The following is a 23,687-nucleotide window of genomic DNA, read 5'->3' as shown; positions in this document are numbered from 1 at the left end:
AGGACAATCACGGTAAAATAAAAAGTGATCTTCTGGATTCAATGTCAGAAATCACTTTTTTATTGGCATGAATAGCGTCATTCGCTTTTATTCTGGATGTTGGATCTCGCTTCCAAGCTTCATTGGCATGACTGTTAGTTTTTAGTCTAAGCTCATAATCGGCAGAACCTGGCCGACTTGATCTCCTCCGCTTTTCCAGCTTCTCCAGGCCGGCTGCGCTTCCAGGAATCAAGGAATCACAAACCTTACAAAATTGTGAGGATTTTGTCATGCCTGTCCATGGTAGATCCGCCAGGATAAGCATAGAATAAAGACAAAGGAGGAACATCGCTTATGAAATCGTTGTTGGAAGTCGTTACCGCTCTTTTCGGCAGTCTTCTGTTCTTCCGTCGGAAGACCCCTTTCCGTTTAGGTCAAGTCCCGAAACGAACGCAGCTTTAATTGATTATTCTGTGATAAACCAGAACGCTTTGATCCTCAAAATCGAAGCGTTTTTCCAATTTATAATTCAAACGGCTTAAAAGGCGCTGACAGGCCGTGTTCTCCATGGCAATATAAGCCTGCAGTACAGAAATATTCAAAGTTTGACTGGCAAAATCCGTTGCCCAGCTCAGCAATTCCTGCCCCAATCCGTAGCCCCAGGCTGGTTCATCCAGAAACAAAGTCACATCCCGCACTTCGGGCTTCTCCGTTTGCTTTAATGCCAGCACGCCCACTGGTTTCTGCGTCGATTTTCTGGTCACAAGCCAGGCATTGTTAATTCCCGCGGTCAGCTGCAGGATTAAGTCCACGGCCTCCGAACGAGATTTCAACGTCGAAAAGCGCATATAGCGGGCAACGGATTCCTTGCCGGCCATCGCCAGGACGGTATCTGCATCCTTGACAGTCAAAGGCGTGAGCTCCAGTCGTTCTGTATCCTGACTCACCAGTTTTTCAATCCGGTAAACATTGATCGTATCGACATCCGGGCAGCAGAACACCGCGCGGTTTTCCGGATTGCCGGGAATCTGTCCGCCATAGCGAAGAATATCGATGTAAGGAAACGCGACATGCGCCGCCATAGGACACAATTGTCCGCGTTCTGTGTCAAAGTCATAACTATCACCGATCTGATGTCCCCGGTGACAGCCGTTGGGTCCCTTCCGATCGATCAGCGTGATGATAATCTTAGCTCTGGAATTCATCATAGAATCCCCCGGTTTTCAGTGATGGCCTGTTCTATCCGCAGGCCCCGATATAAATCGGAATTGTACTGATTTTGGCGAATTAACGCTTCAACGGCATCCATTGCTTTTTGACACGCTTCCGGCAGCGTTTTCTTTTGCAGCAATGCCCCGGCCAAAACGGCGGAGAACACATCGCCGGTACCGGGAATCCGAACGTCAATCATTTCAAACGGGAGATCGAAGCTGACGCCTTGTTCATCACGGCCACAAACATAATGACCGCCATCTTCCGCAAAGACGACGCTGGTGATCACGGCCGAGCTGCAGCCTAACGCTGTCAATTCGTCCAGCAGCTGATCCTTCTGTTTCCGGGTAACGCTGATCCCCCAGTCAGGATGCGAGCATAACAGTGCTGCTTCCGTTAAATTAGGAACGATCACCTGGGCCGAAGCAGCTAATTCTCTGCGCAGTTCGACGGCGGAAGGATCCACACCCGGATACAGATGCCCTTCATCGCCCAGAATCGGATCGACAATTTTCAGTGCCTCCGGATGACGGACAAACAATCGTTTTAATAATTCTACCTGTTTTTCTGAAACGAGAAATCCCGTGCAGATACAATCGAAATGAAAGTTCAGCTGATCCCAGGTATTCAGTGTATTCTCCATAAAGTCCGTCGTATCCTGAATATCAAAAACACCGTAATCCAGCGTATTGGACACCAGCGCGGTCGGCAGATTATGCACGATATGTCCCTGTGCTGACAACAGCGGAATCATAACGGACAAGGCGACTTTCCCAACGCCGCACAAATCGTTAACCAGTAGAATTTCTTTTTCCATTTCCAACTCTCCCTTTAATTCACAGCGTTATTATAGCATGCCCTCAGAACAAACGTCCGCCTCAATCGCAGAGATTGAGAGAAAACTAGTCTATCCAGCGAAATATATTTAGTTTATAATGAACTTTCCTTTTCTGATTTTTCGATATCACGTTGAATGAGTGATTTAATATAATTTGTTTTATCTGCTTGCTTTTCCAAGTGATCAATAATCGCTTGATCTTTTTTCAAACTGAAACGAAACGCATACTGTTTATAGAACTTTTTCTTATATTCATTAACATAAGCCGCTTGATTAAAAGTCTTTTTTTCCATTGTTTTCTGCCTCCTTTTTGCATATAATAGAGATGGGAAGGGAATGGCTTAAAATAAGCCAATTTCCCTTAAGAATGTAAGAACTATGCCGATTAAACTGATAATTGCCGTTATTAGTTTAATGATTTCAATGATCAAACTGATTTGGTTTTGATTATTGGGCGTAGTTCTTTTTTTCTTGCCCTTGGATTTTCCCATCTCTTCACATCCTTCCTCGGGCAACTTAAGTTTAGCATAGACTAGTCTATAACTCAATAGTGATCTTAACTTATTTGAGTTTGATAAAACGAACTAAATCTAATCCATTTCACTTGGCAAAATTTCTTAGTGGCATTTATAGATGGCAACATATAACAATGACTTCATTTTAAGCTGAGTCCCAACGAATCGACTAAAAAATTTTGCGATTGTTTTCTATCTCTTTTTTGCATATAATAGAGATGGGAAAGAGAAAGGCTCAAAATAAGCCGATCTCTTTAAGAAAAGGAAGAAGCACACCGATTAAACTGATAATTGCCGTTATTAGTTTAACGATTTCAATAATCAGACTGATTTGGTCTTGATCATTGGGCGTGCTTCTTTTTCTCTTGCCCTTGGACTTCCCCATCTCTTCACATCCTTTCCTCGGGCAATTTAAGTCTAGCATAGACTAGTCTATAACTCAATAATGAAATCAACTTATTTGAGTTTTAAAAACAAGATATCCAAAGGTTAAAAAAAGCAATGATCGACGGACTCGACCGCGTTTCTTTCACTAGAAACAAGCTCTGTCCGCTCATTGCTTTTTTTACATTCTATTCGTTACTCTCTGAGTGATTGACCCTGATCTTCGATGAAAGCTGAAAGGCTAACGCACAACATCGAGCGGATGACCGTCAATATCTTCCATGACAATACCATAAATCTTCATAATTGTCGGCGCTTCGTCCACAAGCTTCGCCCCTTGAATCTGGACGCCCATCTTAATATCCGGACCGCTTAGAATAAACGGCGGCTGATCGCCTTTCGTCGGCAGATGTCCATGCGTGGCAACTGAGAATTTATAGTCGAAATTATCAACGGACTCGATCAGATCGCCCGTCAGGTTCTTGCCAAAGGAAACGGAGGTCACCGCTTCCACCACGAACTCGAAATCTCCCTTCATGTGCCACTGATTCAGGGCTTCCTCAGCCGTCCATACTTTTTCAATTTCCTGCGGATAGGTTTGTTGAATTTCTTTCAGTATCGCCGCCGCTTCATTCCGATCCATCGCCGGGCCTAAATGAATATGCGCAGAGAAAGCGCAGGATTGAGCGTACATCCGCCAGTCTGTAATCTTCCCCTGTTCATCGATATCGATCAATCCCCGATCATAAAACAACTTGTTCAGATTGAACAAATGGGATACATTGATCTGACCATGATCGCCCAGGATGACGATGTTGGTCTTGTCCAATAAATTCTGACGGTTGAGCGCAGCGATCAGCGTGCCGATCTTATCATCCACAAACCTCAGTGCTTCATTGACTTTTTCACCTTTTACGCCGTTTTGATGTCGTTGATGATCAACATAGGAGAAATGGATAAACATCAGATCCGGCTGGAACGTTTCGATAATTTCCGCGCCGCAATGTTCGGCATAGTTATCAAACTCCGGCGTCAGCATCCATTTTAAACGACTTTTGTTGCGTTCAAAAATTTCTGCGACTGCCGGACTGTTAGCCTGAGTGCAGATGTCTGTCGGGTCGTCGTTGATCGTCGGCGCCCAGATTTCCGCAATGTTGTAATCGGCGGCGGAACCGGCCATGACCGGCCAGGTCACTGTAGCGGTGCTCAGTCCTGCCGCTTTCGCGTAATCCAGCATCGTCTTGACCCGGATATCCTTGTACCACCAGTTCCACTGCGGCTTCGGCACATTGACCTGCAGCCGCTCATTATGAACGATGCCGTGCTTATTCGGATAACAGCCCGTCATGATCGAAACATGACACGGATAGGTCAGCGTCGGATAGATGCACTCGATATCGCGCACCTGCGCCGCGCCTTTTACAAGGGGGCCTAAATTCGGCAGCGTTTCCAACAGCGGGATATCATCGCTGATCAACGCGTCGATCGAAATGACAAGTGTCTTTTTATTCATGATGTCCCTCCTGATTCTCTGCCATCAGCGCCCGCAGCTGTTGCTTCCAGGTGTTTTCCTCCACCTGCACTTCAGGGATTACCTGACTGGCTTCATCCAGGAAATGCAGATAGCCTCGTCCCATCGCACGGCCTTTTTCCGTGTGCATGTCATATACGAAGTCCGGCAGCTCAATCCCCTTCGGGTCGCTTTCCAGCTTCCGCTTGATCAGACTTTTCAGATTACAGGAATCACGGTTTTTATCGCACAGACAAAGATAACGAACCGCATGCACCGTGAACATCCAACGATCGGATTCGCCATAGTCGAAATCCTTGCGGAAATGATCGAGACTGTCGATCACCGGCGCCGCCTGCGGCTGGCCCATGCCGATATCCTCTACGCAGATCGCTTTTAAGCGTTTCCAGACAAAGTCTTCCAACGCTTCACTGCTCATGCAGCATTCCATCGCCACCGTCGCGGCCCGTTCCGTTTCTGCGCGGCGGATCAGCTTCTGCAGGGCGGAGATCAATTCCTCAGCCTGATATCCGTGTTTTGTTTTCAAACCTTTTAAATCCATGGCGTTGCGCCTCCTTTCATAAAAAGAAAGGGAAGCGAAGTCAAACCGGCACTCCCCTTCCCTGTCGTTGGTTATTTCAGGCTGTTCAGGCAAGCTTCGATGGCCGCTGCCGGATCTTTGAAATTGACCAGCACTTCGTCCATCATCGTCTTCACCGCTTCATAAACTGCGCTGGATGTGTAGTCGTCCGTCGAGAACGCCGGCAGGAAGAAGTAAGCGTCGGACTGAGCCGGACCGGAGATCTTCGTGTCGTTGGTGCCCGCTTCCACGAATGCTTTGTATTCTGCATCGTCAACCACGCTCTGGCGGATCGGCAGATACCCCGTGTTCAGCGTCATCGGCAGGTTGGATTCCTTGCTTGACATGAATTTGATGAATTCATAAGCCGCATAGCTCTGTTCCGCATTGCCGGATTGGTTCAGCGCCGCTAAAACGTAACCGTTGGAAATGACCTGCTTGTTGGCAGCGTCAGCCTGCGGAATTGCGGCGGAAGCCCAGACAACCTGTTCCGGATCCGCGATCTTGCTGGAAATGTACTGGCTTTCCACGGTTCTGCCGATATACATCGGAACGATTCCGTTGGCAAACGGACCGGAGAAGAACATGTCTTCGCCCGCTAACCGAAAATTGCCGTTCTGGATATTTTCCTGCATGTAGGTCAGCGCCTTGATGGCTGCCTCGCTGTTGAATAACAGTTCGCCCTTGACGTTGGTGTAATCGCCGCCGAACTGCTTGGTCAGCGTGATGAACATATCCGCCGGATAGTCGGTGCCAAATGCCGGCTTGCCTGTGATCGCCTGAATCTTCGCAGAAGTTTCAGCCAGCTCCTCCCAGGTTGTCGGCACGGTTAATCCGTTGGTTTCAAAGAATTTCTGATTGTAGTACAGCACTTCCGTATACATTGTAAACGGCAGCGAATACGTTCCTTCGACGGAATAGTTGGCGCCGAATGTTCTGAACGATTCATAGATATCGTCGTAGTCCGTCATGCCGACCGCCGCATCGTTGATATACGGCGTCAGATCGACCACCGCTTCGGAGGCGAGCAGATCTTCCACATAGGTCTGCTGGGACAGAACCACCGCCGGAGCGTTCTTTGCCTTGACCGCGCCGACAACCTTGTTGTTGACTTCCGCACTGGAGCCCTGGTTGATCGCGGTGACGGTGATGCCTTTTTCCTTACCGATCGTGCTGTTGAATTCCTCAACCCGCTGGTTGACGATTTCCTCTTGGATGTTGGTACAGTTATGCCAGAATTCAATGCTGATCGGGCTGGTGATCTCTGTGACTAAAGCGGCCTTGTCCGAGCCGCCGTTCTCCGGTTCCGTCGTCTTGCCGCCGTTGGACGAGCAAGCGCCTAAGCCGAGAACCATCATCAGAGAAAGAATGCAAATTAAGCCTTTTTTCATGTTTTCTTTCCTCTCTTTATTTTATATATCAAAGGGCCTGCCCAAGGCTACCCTTTAATACCACCGCGGGCGACGCCGTTGATGATCTGCTTTCTGAAGATCAGATAGAAGACGACCATCGGCAGAATGACGACACAGGCGCCGGCCATCTGCAGATTCACGAAGGATGAAGCGTCGTTGTTGAAGTACATCAAGCCGGTCGTCAGCACCCGCTTGTCCGGACTGTTGGTGACCATTAACGGCCACAGGAAGGAATTCCAGGTCGTGATGAAGTGCAGGATCGAGATCGTTGCGATCGCATTCTTGCTCATGGGGACCATGACCTTCCACAGATAACGCCAGTCGCTGCAGCCGTCGATCTTCGCGGCTTTATATAAGATTGGCGGTACCTGCATAAAATATTCGCGCAGCATATAGATGTAAAACCCGCTGGCCAGGGTTGGAATAATAATGCCCTGGTAGGTATCCAGCCAGCCCAGATGGGAGACGGTGACATAGTTCTGGATGATCAAGAGCTCCGTCGGCACCATCATCGTCGACAGAAACAGCCAGAACCAGAATTTCTTCCCCTTGAATTCCAGAACGGAAAAGGCGAAGGACGCCAGTACCGTGACCACAACCGCCAGCAGCGTGGAGATCGTCGCGATGATGCAGGTGTTGATGAAATACTGCCCGAAAGGAGCGGTATCGAAAACCGTTTTGAAGTTTACCGCCATCCATTCCTTCGGGAACCAGATCGGCGGAATCCGGATCGATTCATCCAGGGTTTTGAACGCCGTCAGAATCATCCAGAGAAATGGGAACAGCATCGTCAGCGCGCCGGCGATCAGGAAGGCATATTTGAGCAGTGTGCCCAGTTGACCTGGCAGCTTGTTTTTCTTTTTCATCATGCTCTCCCCTTCCTAGTTATAATGGATGAACCGCTTGGACACCTGGTTCTGGATCATCGTCACGACCGTAATGATGATGAACAGAATGATCGCGGCCGCCGAGGCATAATGAACCTGATTGCGGTTATAGAACATATCATAAATGTAATAAACAACGGTGATCGCGCTGTTGGCCGGACCGGCCTGACCGGAGAACAGCGAGAAGATTTCATTATACAGCTTGAAGGCGTAGATCACCGATACCATGATGACCATCCAGAGCGTCGGCGACAACAGCGGCAGCGTGACGTGAAAGAACGTCCGCAGCTTGCTCGCTCCATCGATCCGGGCCGCTTGATAGTATTGCTCGTCAATTTTCTGCAGACCTGCCAGAAACAGCACGATCTTAAATGCCAGGCCACTCCAGATATAGAAGATCGTAACGGCCCAGATCGCCAGCTTCGGATCCGACAGCCACTTCATTGCCGGAATCCCGAACAGGCTCAGAAAATAATTGATATAGCCGTATTCCGAATGGAACAGCCAGCGGAACACAATGCCGATCGCGATGATCGAGGTGACATACGGAAGAAAATACACCGTTTGGAAAACGCCTTTGAATTTGACTTTGGAGTTGATCAGGACGGCGATCACCAGCGCGATGATCAGCGAAATCGGCAGGCCGACCCCAAAGATGATCAGCGTATTCTTGAGCGCCAGCTGGAAGGAAGGATCGCCGAGAACATGCTCGAACGCCTTCAGGCCAAACCCCTTGCCGACTTCCGTCAGATAGTTGTACTTTGTATAAAACCCCATCCGGAACACTTTCACCAGCGGATAGAGTACGAAAACCAGCATGACTAAAATCGCCGGAGCGAGATAGAGATAGGCTTTATAGCTCTCGTAGAATTTCTTCCACGCGGAGCGCTTTTTTACCGCAGGAGCCTTACTCATACTTAAATTCCTTATTCAGCCGCCGACCGGTTTCCTTGTCAAACAGATAGATGCGCTTACCCTTAATAGCCAGGGAGATCGGCGCGCCGGCTTTGACTAAATGCACGCTGTCAATCAAAGCATGAACCGGAGTGGCATTGAGCGTAAAGGTGATCAGCTGGTCGCGACCGCGGATTTCCACAGATTCTACCACGACCGTCAGTTCCTCTCCCAGCGTAAACGATTCCGGACGGATGCCCGCCAGCATTGTTCCGCTGATGTCTTCCTGTACCGGATACTGCGCTTCGTTCAAGCGGATCATCCCCTGCTCAGCCTGAACCTCCACGAAATTCATCGGCGGATTGCCTAAGAAGCCGGCGACAAACTGATTAGCTGGTTCCAGATACATCCGCTGCGGGAAGCATTGCTGCTGGATAACACCTTTTTTCATCAACACGATTTCATCAGTGATGCTCATCGCTTCTTCCTGATCATGGGTCACGAAAATCGTCGTGACGCCGGTTTCTTTCTGAATGCGGCGGATTTCTTCGCGCATTTCCAAACGCAGACGGGCATCGAGATTGGACAGCGGTTCGTCCAACAACAGAACCTTCGGCTGCTTGACCAACGCCCGGGCGATTGCCACCCGCTGCTGCTGGCCGCCGGAAAGCTGCGACGGTTTACGCTTCAGCAGATCGTCGACCTTGACCAGCTTAGCCATCTCCATACACCGCGCCAGCGCTTCCTCTTTTTTTACTTTTGCGTTGACTAACGGGAACATGATATTCTGCTGCACGGTCATATGCGGATACAAGGCATAGTTCTGGAATACCAAGCCGATGCCGCGCTCCTCTGCCGGCACCTCGGTCACATCTTCCCCGTCGAACAAGATCTTGCCTGAGGTGGGCTGTTCCAAACCGGAAATCATATACAGCGTCGTTGATTTGCCGCAGCCGGACGGACCTAACAACCCTGTCAGCGCGCCGTCTTTTATCGTCAGATTGACGTGATCGACCGCCACGGTCTGACCAAAATCCTTAACCAGATCCACTAATTGGACTTGCATGTTTCCCCTCCTGAAATATTTTAATTGAATTGTTTACATCATGAACATTATAAAGCATTTCACAGCCTTCGTAAATAAAACTAAAATGCTTTCTTTGTTAAAATTGTGATAATTGCGTAAAAAAAATCCTGGCTCGCATAAGAAGCAAACCAGGATAAGTGTGTTACTTTAAATTGTTGAGAACCGCTTCCACAATCGCGTCGCTGTCCATTTTGTATTTGTGCAGAAGTTCCGCTGGCTTGCCGCTTTCGCCATACACGTCGCGCTGCCCGACACGGACAAGCTTGCGCGGACATTGCTCGCTCAGCACTTCCGCCACCGCGCTGCCTAACCCACCGATGATGCTGTGTTCCTCGCAGGTGACAATCAGCTTGGCATCTTGCGCGTATTTCACGATCGTTTCCGCATCGATCGGCTTGATCGTATGGATATTGATCAATGTCGGCGTAATTCCTTTTTCATTCAGACTGTCGCAGGCTTTCATCGCTTCCTGAACTTCCAGGCCGGTAGCCAGAATGACGACGTCCTTGCCTTCTTTTAAGACATCTGCCTTCCCGATTTCGAAGTGATAGTTCTCGTCATGGATGACTTCTACAGCGCTGCGGCCTAACCGGACAAAGCATGGCCCGTTGATTGCCGCAACGGCTTTCACCGCGGCTTCCGCTTCCACTGCATCGCAAGGGCAGATTACTTTCATCCCCGGAATACCACGCATCAGCGCGATATCTTCAAAGGTTTGATGAGATGCACCGTCTTCACCGACTGAAATTCCGGCGTGCGAAGCGCAGATCTTCACGTTTAACTGCGGGTAGCCGATGCTGTTGCGGATCTGTTCATACGCACGGCCGACCGCAAACATCGCAAAGCTGCTGGCAAATACTGTGTTGCCGCAGGAAGCTAATCCCGCAGCCACGGCCATCATGTTGCCTTCTGCGATGCCCATGTTGCAATGGCGATCCGGCGCCACTTTCTTCGCCATGCCTGATTTTGTGGAACCGCTGAGATCCGCGTCCAGCACGACAATATTTTCATTTTCACTGACCAGTTCAGCCAGCGCTTTTCCATAAGCTTCCCGGGTTGCAATCTTAGCCATTGATCTGTGCCTCCAATTCCTGAATCGCAGCTTCCGCCTCTTCCGGCTTCGGCGCTACGCCATGCCAGTTCGCTTTGTTTTCCATGAAGGAAACGCCCTTGCCCTTCACCGTGTGTGCCAGAATCAGCGTCGGTTGACCCTTGCATTCTCTGGCCGCCGCATAGGCGTTTTCAAGCTGATCGTAATCGTGTCCGTCAACCTCGATCACATTCCAGCCAAACGCTCTGAATTTTGTATCAAAAGGAGTTGGATTCATGACGTCGGTAATCTTACCGTCAATTTGCAGTCCGTTAAAGTCCAAAATCGCGACGAGGTTGTCCAGTTTGTAATGGGCGGCCGCCATCGCCGCTTCCCAGATCTGACCTTCTTCGCTTTCTCCATCTCCGACTAACGCATAAACGCGGAAGTCCTGATGATGGATTTTATACGACAGCGCCATGCCCACCGCGCAGGATAAGCCCTGTCCTAACGAACCGGTCGACATGTCGACACCTTTAATGCTGATGTTCGGATGTCCCTGAATGTGAGAATTGATTTTCCGGAACGTCATTAACTCTTCCTGTGAAATAAACCCTTTTTCTTTTAATACGGAATAGAGCACCGGCGAAGCGTGTCCTTTGGACAGTACAAATTTGTCGCGGCAGACGTCGTCAACATTCTCTTCTGTGATGTTCATTTCGTTAAAGTACAGGGAAACTAAAATTTCCACTGCCGACAACGATCCGCCCGGATGGCCTGACTGTGCTGCACAGGTCATGCGGATAATATTTTTGCGCACTTCGGCAGCAATCTTCTTCATTTCAGTTTGATTCATTTCCTTCACTCCTTTTAGCCTTCCCTATTCTATCATTATTGGTACAGAATGTAAAAAAGAAAACGGGTAAATTTCACAAAATAAAAAAATCTCAACTAAAAAGTTAAGTTTCACTTCAGGGCAGGGCAAGTAGAAATCACTCTTACACAAAGTTCTAGTTGACGTGTTACTCTTTCACTATTTGCTTGACACGAAAGGAGCTGAATTCTATGACTTGCAACAAGGTTCTCCATCTTACTTTAGCTGAACGCCAAATTATCGAAACGGGGATTCCCCACGGTTCCACGAAAGCCGCCATTGCCAAAACCCTGAGCAAGGATAAAAGCACCATTAGTAAAGAAATCAAATCGCACCGCCTCAAATCCTTTTCTACCAGTTATCCGATTGATTGTTCTTTATTCCCAAAATGCAAAGACAAAAAAACGCCTGCCTGCTCTACTCAATGCCCTTCCTATATAAAGTTTATCTGTAAGCGCAGGGATCGCTCTCCGGGTGCCTGTAACGGCTGTGAAGCCTATCAGCGCTGTCACTATGACAAATACAAGTACTCTGCTTCTAAAGCCAATGACGAGTATCGGGATAGCCTTATTAACACGAGGATTGGCGTCAATGCAACCCTTTCTCAGATCAAGCAGCTTGGCCTCCTAATCAATCCTTTGTTAGCGCAAGGGCAGTCGGTCTATGCCATTCTACAAAACCATCCTGAAATCAAGCTCTCTGAAAAGACCGATCTTACTTGAAGGGAAGAACTCACAAAGACTTCATAGAATTTATAGAAATGAATCCCGATGCCTCCATCGTTGAAATGGACACGGTTTACAACGATGGTTCAAATGGACCTTTCCTTCAAACCTTCAAGTTCTTGAACTATGATTTTCTGTTCTGCGTCTATCACCAACAGAAAACGTCTGAAAATATGTTGGAAGGGATCCTGTACTTAGAAACTATCTTGGGAGAGGCGCTGTTCAATGAAGAAGTGATGGTACTCAAAACAGATCGAGGCAGCGAGTTTGTTTTAGCGGATTCTGTAGAAATCAGGAAAGATGGAACCCGAAGAACAAGACTCTTTTATTGCGATCCGATGGCCAGCTGGCAAAAGGGCTCACTTGAAAATGTTCATTTACTCATCCGGGAGATTTGTCCTAAGCAGGTTGATTTATACGCTCTCGGCTTGGATTCGCAAGAAAAGGCGAATCTCATCTCATCCCATATCAATTCCTATAACAAAAAGAAGCTGAACAACAAAACATCGTTCAGCGTCCTCCGCTTCTTCAATAGTGAGATGGCTAATCGATTCCTTAGCTATGGATTGACTGAGATCCCCCACGATCAAGTCACCCTCAAGCCTCACTTATTGAAGTAATGTTCAAAGCATAAATACAAGCAGCAAGAAGTCTGTAACGGTCAAAAATCAAGTGGAAGTAACTCTTTCATTTCAAAAAGTGTCGATTTCCATTCACTTTTAATGCGCTCTTTTTTATGCCTTTTTCCATTTGCATTATAAACCAAATACCCGAACTAGCCTAGACTTACGGGCTAGTTTCTTTCATTTTCTCCTTATTTTATCGCATTTGTATGAGTAATTTCCACTTTTCTTTTTTCACTTTCTGAAGTGGAACTTAACTTTTCAATTGAGCTATATGTAATAAACTGCCACGCCGAATAAACCTTATGCGCAACTAACTCTTTCTTCATTGAATCATTTGCCATGTTTATTCCCCCTCAATTAGTTTGTTTCTGTTACATAGTTTTCTCTCCACATCTTCGCCGATCATAAGATCGTTGCCTCCTGCTCACCACGGAGAGGTGTGTGATTATCAGAGCAGCGTAGGGAGCTACCGCTCCCAGTATATCACAATTTCATCCAGTTTTACAGACGTTTTCTTGCCTTCATCACTGCACAATGGTTACTATTCACCGAGAAGTGAGGGAAAAGAAAACCGGATCAGCTTAAAACTGCCGGTTGACTCTGTGGCCATCCTGAATTCAGGATATTCTCGAGGGTTTCCAAGGTATTCTGTTTTTGTTTCGTTGCCGTTTGAAGCACACTCAACATGGCCATCTTATGCTTTCCTGTTTCCAGGGTTGCGCACTGACCTGAGATCTTTTTAAAGATCTTACAGATTCTTGCCTGTCTTTCGGCTTCATTATTATCAAAAGGCACACTAAAATCCCGTAGGAACAGAAGATGTTCCTTGATGTATTCCTTCATCCGTTTCAAGGTCTTAATCGCCTCCGGAACATATTTCGTTTCGATATCCGGATGTTCGTCATAGTATTCCTTGACCGTTTGTTCCGCGATGTTCAGAAATTTTTCTTCAATGGCCTTGTATTCTTCTTCTGCCATTTGCTGGATTCCCTGTGCCTGCAGTTCGTGTTTTCGATGCAGAGCTATCTGAAGCAGAGTGATCATCTCCTGGCATTTTTTGACATCATCAAAATCAACGCCACCCTTCAAAGATCTCAAGATGTGTTCGTTACATTCGGCATGAATACAAGGCTCAAGATCATAGTAGGCCTTGTAATGATCATGAATTAAGACGTTCTCAAACATTTCCAGAACCTTTAGCGGTCCATTTTCTATATCTTTCCTTTTTTTAGTCATCATAAAATACGCACAGGATTCTGTGCTTAGAACATGGATCCAAGCTTGATCTCCGTTGATTTTATAGCCTGTTTCATCTACATGCACAACCCATGATTTTAAAATCTCATCCAGAATCCACTTCCGGTATCCTTCACTTTTGCGGTCAAACTCCGCCATCCAACAGGCGACTGTAGACGGCTGGATGGACAGCGCTCCATGACTTAACTCGTTGAGGATTGTGCACAGTCGATCCAGAGCGATCACGCCCTTATTATTGAGATAAAGAACCTGGGCTTTCAAGGATGACGAATATGTGACACTGTTAATCGCATACTTCCTCATTACCGACTCGTCCAATTGAATCCCTGTTTTCTTGAGGTGATATCGGGTTTCTGTCACCGAGGTAATGAACTCTGCATGAATTTCCTGGGTTCTATAATAGCGAACTTTTCCACGCACCTTGACTGCCTGGGCTCCGGAAGGCGCTTTGATAACCCACTGGTCAAGAAGGATATCAGGATGCGTACTCATTTTATTATGATGGGCAACGTGTCCCTTTTGTCCGCCTTTCTTTTTACCTGAAACTTCGCGCAGGTTCACGGGTTGAGGTTTTCTTGGTTTCTTAGCTTGGGATTCCTGGATTTTAACTTCATTATCAAAAGGATACGCTGAGGTTGGATTATTCGTATTGGTCGTATCCGCGAATCGATATTTCTTTAACTGTCTGCGAAGCTCATTGATGACCTCATTCTGTTCTTGAATGATTTTATCCTGTTCTTCAATCGTTGTATCCCGACTTCCGATCTGATCATTAAGAATTTCATAAATCTCTTCGATTTCATGATCGAGATCCTCAATCGTAGTTTCCTTATCCCGCTCCTTGTTTTTCAGATTATAAAGCTGAACTTTCATATCTTTCGTTTTCAGTGTCAGGCTTTGAATTGTATTCTTATTTTTTAAAGCACTGACTTGATAGAGAGAAATACGATCGGAGAGGATCTGATTCTGTTTTACCTGATTCTCCAGAGATAGAATTAATCCTTCGTCAAAATAATCGGCATTCGTAAAGTAGAGTTCAGGCGACAGACGATTGATATTTCGTGTTAAAGTGTTTGTATTTTTCATAGCTTCAGTGTAGCACGCTAAGCACGGGCATGCAATGTGGGGAACTTCTGAAAGGTGCCTTCTATCCCAAGGGAGCGGACTGATTTAGGAGTCATCCGAGGGATTCAAAATGACTCAAAAAGATTGAATATCCACCCTAGAGCTATAAAGTTTGAAAATTCATTGTGGATAACCTTTCACTTATGGTGATTCTTGTGCTTATTCTCCACATTATGTGAAATGACTTTAATCTGTATTTTTTTCCAGCCTTCCAGATTACTTTATCCATTCTTCCTTTTTCTTCTCTTTCTGTTGTCCTTTCTTCCTTCTCGGTGAATAGTAACTGCACAATACATCAATCCGCCAATCATTCCACCAAGTGTGTTATAGAAGATGTCTGATAGCTGAAACGTTCCCAAGCGAAGCAATAACTGCAACATCTCAATGCTTATCGAGAAGATGAACGCTATCTTACCGCTTTGCCACAGGATCTTCTTCCAGCCGTTTCCTATCTTCTCTCCGAATGTCCACATCACTACTGCTGAGAACGGTACCATCATGATTACGTTCTCAATGCATTCGGTGGTCAGCTTCTGTTCACCATTCACTGTCTCCCAGATGCCCCAACCGCCCATAACATCGGACAAAGGATTCATCCATAGATTCCGATTTAACAGGGTTCGGAACAGAATAAGTGAGGTCACAAAAAATAAGAAAAACAACTTCCGAAAGAACACACTCTCTTTGAATTTCTGATACCAGGTCACTATGGCACTCTTCCAGCCTTTGCCAGCATGTATTGGCTCATACGCATACAGGTAGAAAAACATAGCAAGAAAAGAAAGCAAGAGCGAGAATCCAAATGGCTCATAAAGAGCAGTTAAAATGTTTGTGAGGATCTTTCCGAGTAAATCAATCGTTTCTTTCATCGTCGTTTACAGATCACTGAACAGGTCAGCCTTGTACATGCCATCCGCCAGCATCTTCTTGAAGCTGTCCTTTACTGCTGCGACATCCTCGTGATAGGTCATGCCGTACCAGGTATCGTTGGTTTTCAGAACCTTCACGGACATTTTACCCTGCTCCAGCAATTCACCGATGAAGATGGGAATCAAGTATTCCGCTTTCAGAGGATTGCCCGGGACTTCCTTCTCGAAAAACTCTTTGAAGCCTTCCTCCAGAACATCCAGAAAATCAGGAGTTAATCCCCACATATTCATGGAAACCAGGGAATTCACATCAATGCTCACACCGTCTACCTCTGCCCCAGTTGCGGTCTTTACGATGTTCTTGGTCTCCACAACCTCTGTCAAGTTTTTTTCCTCATCCATCTTGCAGATGCCGCGGGTCACACCACCATTATCGGATAGTGTGTTCTTCAGCACAAAACCTGCCATGCAGGACTTGCCACCATTCACCAAATACTCATGGACTGCTTTGAAACCTTCTTTGCCATAATAATCATCTGCATTAATCACAATGAACGGGGTATCGATTACACTCTTTGCCGCAAGCACGGCCTGACCGGTTCCCCACGGCTTTGTACGGTCTTCCGGAAGTTCTCCTGGAATATCATTGATATCCTGGAAAACGTAGTCCACAGTTACGTTATGAGAAGAGCAAATAGAGGCAATACGGTCTCCGATGACCTCTTTGAACTCCTTCTCGATATCCTTGCGGATGATAAATACTACATGGTTGAAACCTGCCTCAATCGCATCATGGATTGAGTAGTCCATGATGATATGTCCAGCATCATCTATCGGCTCCAACTGTTTAATTCCTGTTCCGAAACGGCTGCCGATACCGGCCGCCATAATAAGTAATGTTGTGTTCATAATTTTATCTCACTTTTTCTATCAAATTAATTTTATCATAGTTTTTACTCTTCGCATCTCAGCCAATCATAAGATCGTTGCCTACTGCTCACCGCGCAGAGGTGTGTGACTTATCAGAGCAGCGAGATCCACGGTCTCCCGTGGCCCCAGAGTCAAGGCACCACCTGAGACACAATCAGTCTCATTTGCCTCAGTATTATTATATTATTTCTTACTTTGACAGCCTTTCGTGTACTTTCTTTGCTTCCAAGTACACTATTCCGCCCAGCAACCACCAAGCGTGTTGTACACGATGTCTGATACCTGGAATGTGCCCAGTCGTAGCAGCAACTGCAACATCTCGATTCTCATGGAGAAGATCAGTCCAAGCTTCGTGCTTTTCTGAACAAGAGCAATTTACTGACAGTACAACAGCGCAACTTATTGACAGACCATTAGGTTAGTAACTCTATAGAACAATCACAAGTAACGTCGTTTCAAATATACTAATTTTGCTTTCTTTCCAGGAATTTCTTTCAAAGATGTCCTCTCCCCAGTTACTCGATCACAATAAGCCTCATAACCTACATTCATTCCAGGAATCCACTTCGGTTTCTCCAAAAATTCTTCCAAACATTCCTCTAGACCACTAAATGTATCTTTATACACATAATGTCCTCGGACTGATTCAATTTTAGAATTATCAAATTCCCGATTATACAATCTATCATATTTGATTTGCCAATGGTTCCATACCTTTTGAAGTTCTTTAGAGTTTTCAACATACTTTACCTTTGGTTTTTTTCCCGTTTTTTCTTCTATTTTCTGACAGTAGAATTCGAGAATTTCTCTCCATGTATGACTTTCTGCCGTAGTAATATGAAAAGCTTCTCCATAAGCCTTTTCATTGCCGATTAAATCCAAAATCGCACCTGCAACATCTGGACCATAGGTCAGAGATGTCTTCTTATCTGCAATATCTTTCGGAAATACAATTGTTCTCCCTTCAAGAATTCGTTTCAACCAGTTTTCTTTCTCATACACGCCCAACTGTATACGATAAGAGTTGTATGTGATATAAGGACGAATAATTGTCCAGTTTTTCTTTCCGGTTGATCTAAGCAGATTTTCTTCTCTTCCCTTCGCCATTCCATACTCATCCAACGCAAGATATTCTGGGTCTTCACAGACATCGACTAATCTTGGACTATCTTCTTTTATTGGTTCCTTTGAATCAGCATAACAACGCGATGAGCTAAAGAAAAAATACTGCCTTGTCTTACTCAGCAAAACCTCTAATCTATTCTTTAATTCATCAGTAGAGTAGACCATAAAATCAATAATGACATCATAATTTCTGTCCATAAGTGAATTGAAAAAATCAACTTCCTTAGCATTTCCCTGTATATATGTAATATTCCCCATACTTTCCTTTTTAGATCTGGTAGTCACATATACATTCATATCATCCTTCGCGGAAAGTAGTTTAACAAGGGGAACCCCCATTGCTCCCGTTCCGCCTAATATAAGTATCTCCATAATCAGTCCTCCTGCGATATGAAGATCACAGTTTTCTTGTTTCCATTTGACAATTTTTCCATAAATGCGTCCTCTATCTTGTCCCCAACTTCTGTGTAAACCTCAAATCCAAGAGACTTCGCATAATTTTTCAATGTCAAATTCATCTCATGAACGGCTACGATATACAATAATGAATCGTTGATATTTATGTTTCCAAGAGTATTCATATCATGAATGAATTCTTCTTCCGTGATTAATCCTATGTATCTTCTGTGTATTTTTGCTAAAGATGCTCCTAAAACGTTTGCCATTGCTCCCTCATGACAATTTGACATACCACCCTCAACAATCTTACACTTAAAAGAAAGCGGGTGCATTCTCACTCCTTGTCCAATGTAGAGGTAGGAATCCTTCTTGAGAACTCGCATAAGAGACTCCTGAATTTTCAGGCACTCTATTTTATTTATTGATTGAGTGGGCACTTGAACTTCAATATGTACCGGACACTCCTTATTTAAATAGTGCTTAATTTGATCTTCAGATGAAATCACATAATGTCCGCAGACAACATCATTCAATTCAAGTGAATAATCAAGTTCCGTCCCAAAAGTAACCAATGCAACCGGAAGTTTTCTATAGAAAGCTTCTGTCATGCCGGAAAATGCGCTCCTAGAAGAATTACCTGCACCTACACAAACAACCGTCATTTCCTTATTTTGAGCACTTATCCCAGTTGCAGTGTATACCGCTGATCTTACATCCAGAATCGGAATGCAGTTCACTCCGCTTTGCTTCGCAGATTTTATGAAATCTGCTTCTTTCACATCCGGGGTAAATACTATGTGTTTGATTCCATTAAATTCCATTTTATTTATTCCCCTTTATTATTCTTCGTGCTATTTTCCAGACCTTGCTTTTTTTCAATCTACTCTTTAATGAACGATTTTCTTCAATTGTATTCATAAGCCGCAAGGCATCACTTTCATCTTTATCTGTTGTGAATATTTCAAAAAGAATAGGACTGCCGGATTTTTCAAGCCATCTGTCTCTATTTTGCAAATATTCCTGTTTACTAGACGCAGATATATATTCTATTCCCAAATCAGAACAAAGTTCCTTAACAACTTCAGTGTTCTTCTCACCATTATGACCTTTCGCTGCCATAAACGAGTTTGCATCTTCACCAAAATATGCAGCTCTATGATTATAATTCTTGAATTCTGTTCCAACCCCGTTGTTAATCAACATAATATGAACATTTGTAGAAATTGAATTGAATACTGTATTCAAATCATAAAAAAATGATAAATCCCCCACTATCATATAATGTTCTTTATCCGGATTGACCACAGCAGAACCTAAGAAGGAAGATAAACATCCATCTATTCCATATCCACCGGAGTTTGTATAACAGAGAACATCATCTTGAGTCTCAAAATAATTCCATACTCTTAAAGTATTAAGAATGCTAAGATGTAAAATCGAATGGTTCGGAATTCGTGATGCTGTTTCTTTTGCGATCCACATATTTGAAAATGGCAACTCAGGGATTTTACTCAAAAGCTGCTTTGTTTCTTTCATGCATTTCTCATAAATTGTATTATTTTTCTTATCTCCACAATATTGCTTGAAGAATTCCTTTTCTTCCATTTCAAAAACACACGTTAAATTTCTGTATGGATCACGAATAACACCATCTTTATTGACACGCCATAATTGGTTACCATGAAAATTAATGTAAGCACCATGTATATAGCCTATATAAATAATCAAGTCGAATTGCCTTGTACCCAAATCAATTTCTTGACTATTTGCAAGATTGGCAAGGAAGCGGTATTTGCCATGATAATTGCTGATTTGATCACAAATCACAACCGCATTATTACTCTCACAGAATTCGTCTATAATTTCTACTTCTTCTCTGGTAAAAGCCTCGTGGGCACCTACAAATATACCAATCCGTCCATTCGGAAGTTGAGGAAAATCTGAATCTACAATTCTGCGAATCACTCTATATTTTGGTAATTCATTTACCGTAAATCCATTCGAATAAGTTGTAATCAAATTAATATGAACAGGTCCCTGATTTCCATGTGTCAATTCTAACAATGCATCATTCACAGCGGTAATTGTGTATTGTTTGTCTTCATCATTATGGACTGTAGGAAGCTGAATGCTCTTTTTAACCATATCTCGGAATTGCACACTTCGGTCTATAACCTGAGCAACATTATTTCCTACTCTTCCACAATGTTGCGTTGATGTAACGGCCAGCACCGGTAAGTGCCGATAAAACGCTTCTGTAAGCCCTGGAATATAATTTCTAGAAGCTGTAGCACCTGTACATGTCAGTACAACAGGTTCCCCACTTTCCTCTGCCAATCCACATGCCATGTAGGCAGCAGCTCTTTCATCCACGGCTGAGTACACTTCAAAATATGGGTCAAACTGCACAGACCCAACAAATGAAATATTTGTTGTTCCAGGAGATGCTATTATTTTTCGAATATGATGTTCTTTTAATAATGAAACCAACACAAGTGCATTAATTTCATCTGTATACTTATGACTCATTTTCTATTCACCCTCTTACAGTATTTGCTATTAACGCAGAATTTTTTCTTCTAACTTAAATTTGTTCTTAGTTATTTTATCTGCCAGCTGTATGCTTTCTCTAAATTCTGGCATTCGATGATATGCCAGCCAATATACAACATTAGGTATAACGCAACATACTGCCCCCCTCACAATCAATGTTAAATACTCAGAAAAATGCAAATAAGAACAGAGATAGCCGCAAAGCAAACAACTAATCACAGTCACCAAAACATACCTCACTAACCTAAATAAATAACAACGCATTTGCGACTTTTTAAAAAGTACTGTAAACAAATTATGTAAAAGCCAAGGCATTCCAACAAACAACATTGAAAGAGCTGTTGATAACAGTACTCCATAAATTCCACACACTTGAACCAGTGCAAGATTCATTCCAAGGTTGACTGCAGCTGTTACTAATGGTCTAAATCTATCTTCGTGCCAAATACCAGCTGCATCCTTATATGTATTTAGTAACTGATTGATTTCGAATATAAAAAAGTATACGCACAAACAAATTACAGCCGGGAACTCCAACATCAGCTTATCTCCAACCCATATTTTCATAAATGGCTGATAAAGACAAAGAAAACAACATGTACAAAATCCTGCAATCCAAACAATGATGAAAGTGAATTTTTTTAAATCATTAAAATTCTTTTCTTTACTTTCCACTATAACACTGTTTCCAATTCCGGCCGTACATGACTGAAAAACAATACTCACGATACCAATAATTGATGTTAAAATAAAATAATAGTTTTGGTATACTGCAAGCACTGTAAGTCCAAGAAAAGCCGAAATAACTACAGTATCGACTGAGTTTACTATCACTCCGCCCAATTTAGATGTAAACAAGTCACGAATTCGATTATTGATTTCTTTTACTACTTGTTTGTTCATTTTTCCAGCTGGCTTGTAATCCGGATACATCTTTGTTGCAGCTACAGCTGTAATTATATTTGTAAGTGCCTGTGTAAAAAGAGTAGCAATCAGATACAAATAATAATTTTGAGTAGCAAAAATAATAAGCAACTGAGCAGCATATTGGAAAGTGTTTGTAACAATGGTCACCTTACTTGTAACATCAACTCGCTGATGTGCCTGAAACAAAGCATTTTTATATGCGAACAGCCAATAGGACAACACCGTTGCTCCCAAATTCATCCAGTATAAGATGTAAACATTCAAACCTGTCGGTAAATCACCGCTAATTAGATGTGGAATAATTGGTGTTAAAATAACACCAACCACAGCAATTACTGCGCCAATAGCAGAATAATATGTACGATATATTTTCATCAAAGCACATATCGTTACAGTATCATCCTCCGCAATTGGTTTATACATACTATAAACCATGGCACTACCAACGCCTAGCTCTGCAAGATTTAACACTTGCAGAATCGAAGTAAAAAGACTATTCAATCCAAGATATTGCACTCCCATGAAATAAATCATTGCAGTACGCATAAAAAACGGCATTAATATCTGATATATTTTCAGCGCAATACCAAACACCATATTTCGGGTTGCGTTTTTTGTTCTTTCTATTCTCATCGGTTGATTATTACCTCCCTGCCTTAGGTTTATCTAGTGTCAGCTGAATAACTCAGCTTTTTTGAATCACCTCATTTTTCAGCAGATTCACAGACTGTCATACTGTTCGCACACAGCCGTTTGACTCTAATAAAAGCCAAAATCTAATGGCTTCCAAAAATTGCGCAAAATGCCCTTCAATGCCTTGAAGAGATTTATTGCAAAGATGGATCATGAGATGATTGTCATTGTTGTTTCCGGCAGTTTACACCGAATCAGGTCTAAGCCATAGCAACGTTTTGCCAGGCTGAGCACTCTTTCAACCTCGATACGATCCGTATTATCCTGATACTCCAGTATCCTGTCAGCCGCCTTTGTTGCCTTGCATGGTCTTCCAAATTTTGGTCCGAATAACCGGATTCCATGGGCCTTACAGTATCTGCGGTTTTCACGGTTACGGTATATGGTATCAGCCAAAACACGCTCAGGATAATGTCCAGTACGCTCCTTGTATCGCTCCACCGCTTCCTGAAGATACAGACCTTCATTGTACGCATCAAAGGATGCCCATTCAAGTCTGGCATAACCCTTTTCGTCAATGCTGATATCAAGTTTTGTGCCAAACTCAACCGGGTTCTTAGCCTTACCTCTGACGATCGGCCGGATGTACGGCTGTAAGATACTAACAATACGGTTTTCAACAGAATGCGTCTTTCATACATGTACAGCTACTGTTCATACAGCACCCGGATTGTCAGATACTCCTGTGTCATCCGCTTGTCAAATGGTGCTGCGTAGCCCTCGGCCATCCATGCGTCAAGGTATTTCAATTTTTTGCGCTTCCTGCTCCAGAAATTCCAGATTGTTCTCATTCAGAACATCTGCATTGACACGCTTGCGAAAGTAAACCATCATGCCTGCATCAAACGGCTTCTCCTCCTAGTAACCCGGGAGACCGACAAAGTACTGATAGTACGGATTCTCGGTTATCCGGTCAACCACTTCACGGTCTGAGTAGCCGTATTTACTTTGGATAATCAATGAGCCAAGCGCCATTCTGAAAGGCTTGGAGATGTTTCCAACCTTCGTATCATTCTTAAAAAAATGAGAATACTTTTTCTCGTATTTTGACCATGGTATCATATCTGCCAGACGAATCCAGCGGTTATTCGGGTTCATATGAAGACCTGCCGGCTGAAAGAAATCATCAAAGCTGATTTGTCTGTTTTCAGTGGAATGATACATGAGTTCTACCTCCGATCCATAATCGCAGCTTCCAGATGCAAGAAAATTTAATGAAAAAGCCTTATTTCCTTGCATCTATCATACCACTTTTC

General features: G+C 44.1%; 23 protein-coding genes and 1 pseudogene. 2 read left to right on the top strand and 22 right to left on the bottom strand.

Going from position 1 to position 23,687, the window contains the following annotated elements; translation table 11 throughout:
* Positions 1–437: 437 nt before the first annotated feature.
* From I2D94_RS09690 to I2D94_RS09635, 12 genes are all read right to left on the bottom strand, one after another.
* Positions 438–1,187 carry a TIGR04076 family protein gene (locus tag I2D94_RS09690; protein ID WP_195396618.1) on the bottom strand — a complete coding sequence of 250 codons (750 nt, stop codon included), beginning with the start codon at positions 1,185–1,187 and terminating at the stop codon, positions 438–440.
* A complete protein-coding gene (locus tag I2D94_RS09685) occupies positions 1,184–2,008 on the bottom strand; it encodes a PfkB family carbohydrate kinase (RefSeq protein WP_195396617.1) in 825 nt (274 codons plus the stop codon). Before I2D94_RS09685 ends, I2D94_RS09690 begins: the two co-directional genes overlap by 4 nt.
* A 113-nt stretch (positions 2,009–2,121) precedes the next feature.
* A complete protein-coding gene (locus tag I2D94_RS09680; RefSeq protein ID WP_006059257.1) occupies positions 2,122–2,322 on the bottom strand; it encodes a hypothetical protein in 201 nt (66 codons plus the stop codon).
* A 457-nt stretch (positions 2,323–2,779) separates the two neighbouring features.
* Positions 2,780–2,929, bottom strand: coding sequence for a hypothetical protein (locus I2D94_RS09675; protein WP_156788879.1), 150 nt, complete (start codon positions 2,927–2,929; stop codon positions 2,780–2,782).
* Between the two features lie 240 nt (positions 2,930–3,169).
* On the bottom strand, positions 3,170–4,441 hold the full coding sequence (locus I2D94_RS09670) for an alkaline phosphatase family protein (protein WP_195396616.1): 1,272 nt from the start codon (positions 4,439–4,441) through the stop codon (positions 3,170–3,172).
* Entirely contained in the window at positions 4,434–5,000 is a 567-nt protein-coding gene (locus tag I2D94_RS09665) for a hypothetical protein (RefSeq protein ID WP_195396615.1), read from the bottom strand. Before I2D94_RS09665 ends, I2D94_RS09670 begins: the two co-directional genes overlap by 8 nt.
* A 71-nt stretch (positions 5,001–5,071) precedes the next feature.
* The gene (locus tag I2D94_RS09660) at positions 5,072–6,409 is read right to left on the bottom strand and encodes an extracellular solute-binding protein (protein WP_006059252.1); all 1,338 of its coding nucleotides are present in this window, start codon (positions 6,407–6,409) and stop codon (positions 5,072–5,074) included.
* A 47-nt stretch (positions 6,410–6,456) separates the two neighbouring features.
* Complete coding sequence (locus I2D94_RS09655) at positions 6,457–7,299, bottom strand: carbohydrate ABC transporter permease (protein ID WP_229056840.1); 843 nt, start codon at positions 7,297–7,299, stop codon at positions 6,457–6,459.
* Between the two features lie 12 nt (positions 7,300–7,311).
* Positions 7,312–8,232, bottom strand: a complete 921-nt coding sequence (locus I2D94_RS09650; RefSeq protein WP_072684408.1) for a carbohydrate ABC transporter permease — start codon at positions 8,230–8,232, stop codon at positions 7,312–7,314.
* The gene (locus tag I2D94_RS09645; protein ID WP_195396614.1) at positions 8,225–9,277 is read right to left on the bottom strand and encodes an ABC transporter ATP-binding protein; all 1,053 of its coding nucleotides are present in this window, start codon (positions 9,275–9,277) and stop codon (positions 8,225–8,227) included. The genes I2D94_RS09650 and I2D94_RS09645 overlap by 8 nt, the downstream gene beginning before the upstream one ends.
* Positions 9,278–9,440: 163 nt before the next feature.
* Positions 9,441–10,370, bottom strand: coding sequence for a transketolase family protein (locus tag I2D94_RS09640; protein ID WP_195396613.1), 930 nt, complete (start codon positions 10,368–10,370; stop codon positions 9,441–9,443).
* Positions 10,363–11,184 carry a transketolase gene (locus I2D94_RS09635; protein WP_195396612.1) on the bottom strand — a complete coding sequence of 274 codons (822 nt, stop codon included), beginning with the start codon at positions 11,182–11,184 and terminating at the stop codon, positions 10,363–10,365. Before I2D94_RS09635 ends, I2D94_RS09640 begins: the two co-directional genes overlap by 8 nt.
* A 209-nt stretch (positions 11,185–11,393) precedes the next feature.
* Between I2D94_RS09635 and I2D94_RS18285 the strand changes: the two genes are divergently transcribed.
* Both I2D94_RS18285 and I2D94_RS18280 read left to right on the top strand, forming a co-directional pair.
* Positions 11,394–11,924, top strand: coding sequence for a helix-turn-helix domain-containing protein (locus tag I2D94_RS18285; protein ID WP_229056839.1), 531 nt, complete (start codon positions 11,394–11,396; stop codon positions 11,922–11,924).
* Between the two features lie 38 nt (positions 11,925–11,962).
* Positions 11,963–12,547, top strand: coding sequence for a transposase (locus I2D94_RS18280; RefSeq protein ID WP_229056838.1), 585 nt, complete (start codon positions 11,963–11,965; stop codon positions 12,545–12,547).
* Between the two features lie 194 nt (positions 12,548–12,741).
* On the opposite strand, the gene I2D94_RS09625 is transcribed toward I2D94_RS18280, so the two are convergent.
* The 10 genes and pseudogenes from I2D94_RS09625 to I2D94_RS18685 all read right to left on the bottom strand — a co-directional run.
* A complete protein-coding gene (locus I2D94_RS09625; RefSeq protein WP_195396610.1) occupies positions 12,742–12,894 on the bottom strand; it encodes a hypothetical protein in 153 nt (50 codons plus the stop codon).
* A 235-nt stretch (positions 12,895–13,129) separates the two neighbouring features.
* The gene (locus I2D94_RS09620; RefSeq protein WP_195396608.1) at positions 13,130–14,896 is read right to left on the bottom strand and encodes an IS66 family transposase; all 1,767 of its coding nucleotides are present in this window, start codon (positions 14,894–14,896) and stop codon (positions 13,130–13,132) included.
* Between the two features lie 260 nt (positions 14,897–15,156).
* Complete coding sequence (locus I2D94_RS09615) at positions 15,157–15,804, bottom strand: VanZ family protein (protein ID WP_195396606.1); 648 nt, start codon at positions 15,802–15,804, stop codon at positions 15,157–15,159.
* 6 nt (positions 15,805–15,810) lie between these two features.
* Positions 15,811–16,713: a sugar phosphate nucleotidyltransferase gene (locus I2D94_RS09610; RefSeq protein ID WP_195396604.1), complete on the bottom strand. Its 903-nt coding sequence runs from the start codon at positions 16,711–16,713 to the stop codon at positions 15,811–15,813.
* A gap of 255 nt (positions 16,714–16,968) precedes the next feature.
* On the bottom strand, positions 16,969–17,109 hold the full coding sequence (locus I2D94_RS18690) for a VanZ family protein (RefSeq protein WP_370544613.1): 141 nt from the start codon (positions 17,107–17,109) through the stop codon (positions 16,969–16,971).
* 63 nt (positions 17,110–17,172) lie between these two features.
* Positions 17,173–18,231, bottom strand: coding sequence for an NAD-dependent epimerase/dehydratase family protein (locus tag I2D94_RS09600; RefSeq protein ID WP_195396602.1), 1,059 nt, complete (start codon positions 18,229–18,231; stop codon positions 17,173–17,175).
* Between the two features lie 2 nt (positions 18,232–18,233).
* Positions 18,234–19,079 (bottom strand): thiamine pyrophosphate-binding protein, encoded by an 846-nt coding sequence (locus I2D94_RS09595; protein ID WP_195396600.1) that lies wholly within the window; start codon positions 19,077–19,079, stop codon positions 18,234–18,236.
* Between the two features lies 1 nt (position 19,080).
* Entirely contained in the window at positions 19,081–20,787 is a 1,707-nt protein-coding gene (locus I2D94_RS09590) for a thiamine pyrophosphate-binding protein (protein ID WP_195396599.1), read from the bottom strand.
* A gap of 30 nt (positions 20,788–20,817) precedes the next feature.
* Positions 20,818–22,371: a lipopolysaccharide biosynthesis protein gene (locus tag I2D94_RS09585; RefSeq protein ID WP_195396597.1), complete on the bottom strand. Its 1,554-nt coding sequence runs from the start codon at positions 22,369–22,371 to the stop codon at positions 20,818–20,820.
* A gap of 213 nt (positions 22,372–22,584) precedes the next feature.
* Positions 22,585–23,595 (bottom strand): annotated as a pseudogene (locus I2D94_RS18685) (transposase); the annotation flags it as partial.
* Positions 23,596–23,687: the final 92 nt, after the last annotated feature.

This window comes from Holdemania sp. 1001302B_160321_E10 (assembly GCF_015552275.1).
GTDB lineage: Bacteria > Bacillota_I > Bacilli_A > Erysipelotrichales > Erysipelotrichaceae > Holdemania.
This window is presented reverse-complemented; position numbering and strand designations above follow the sequence as displayed.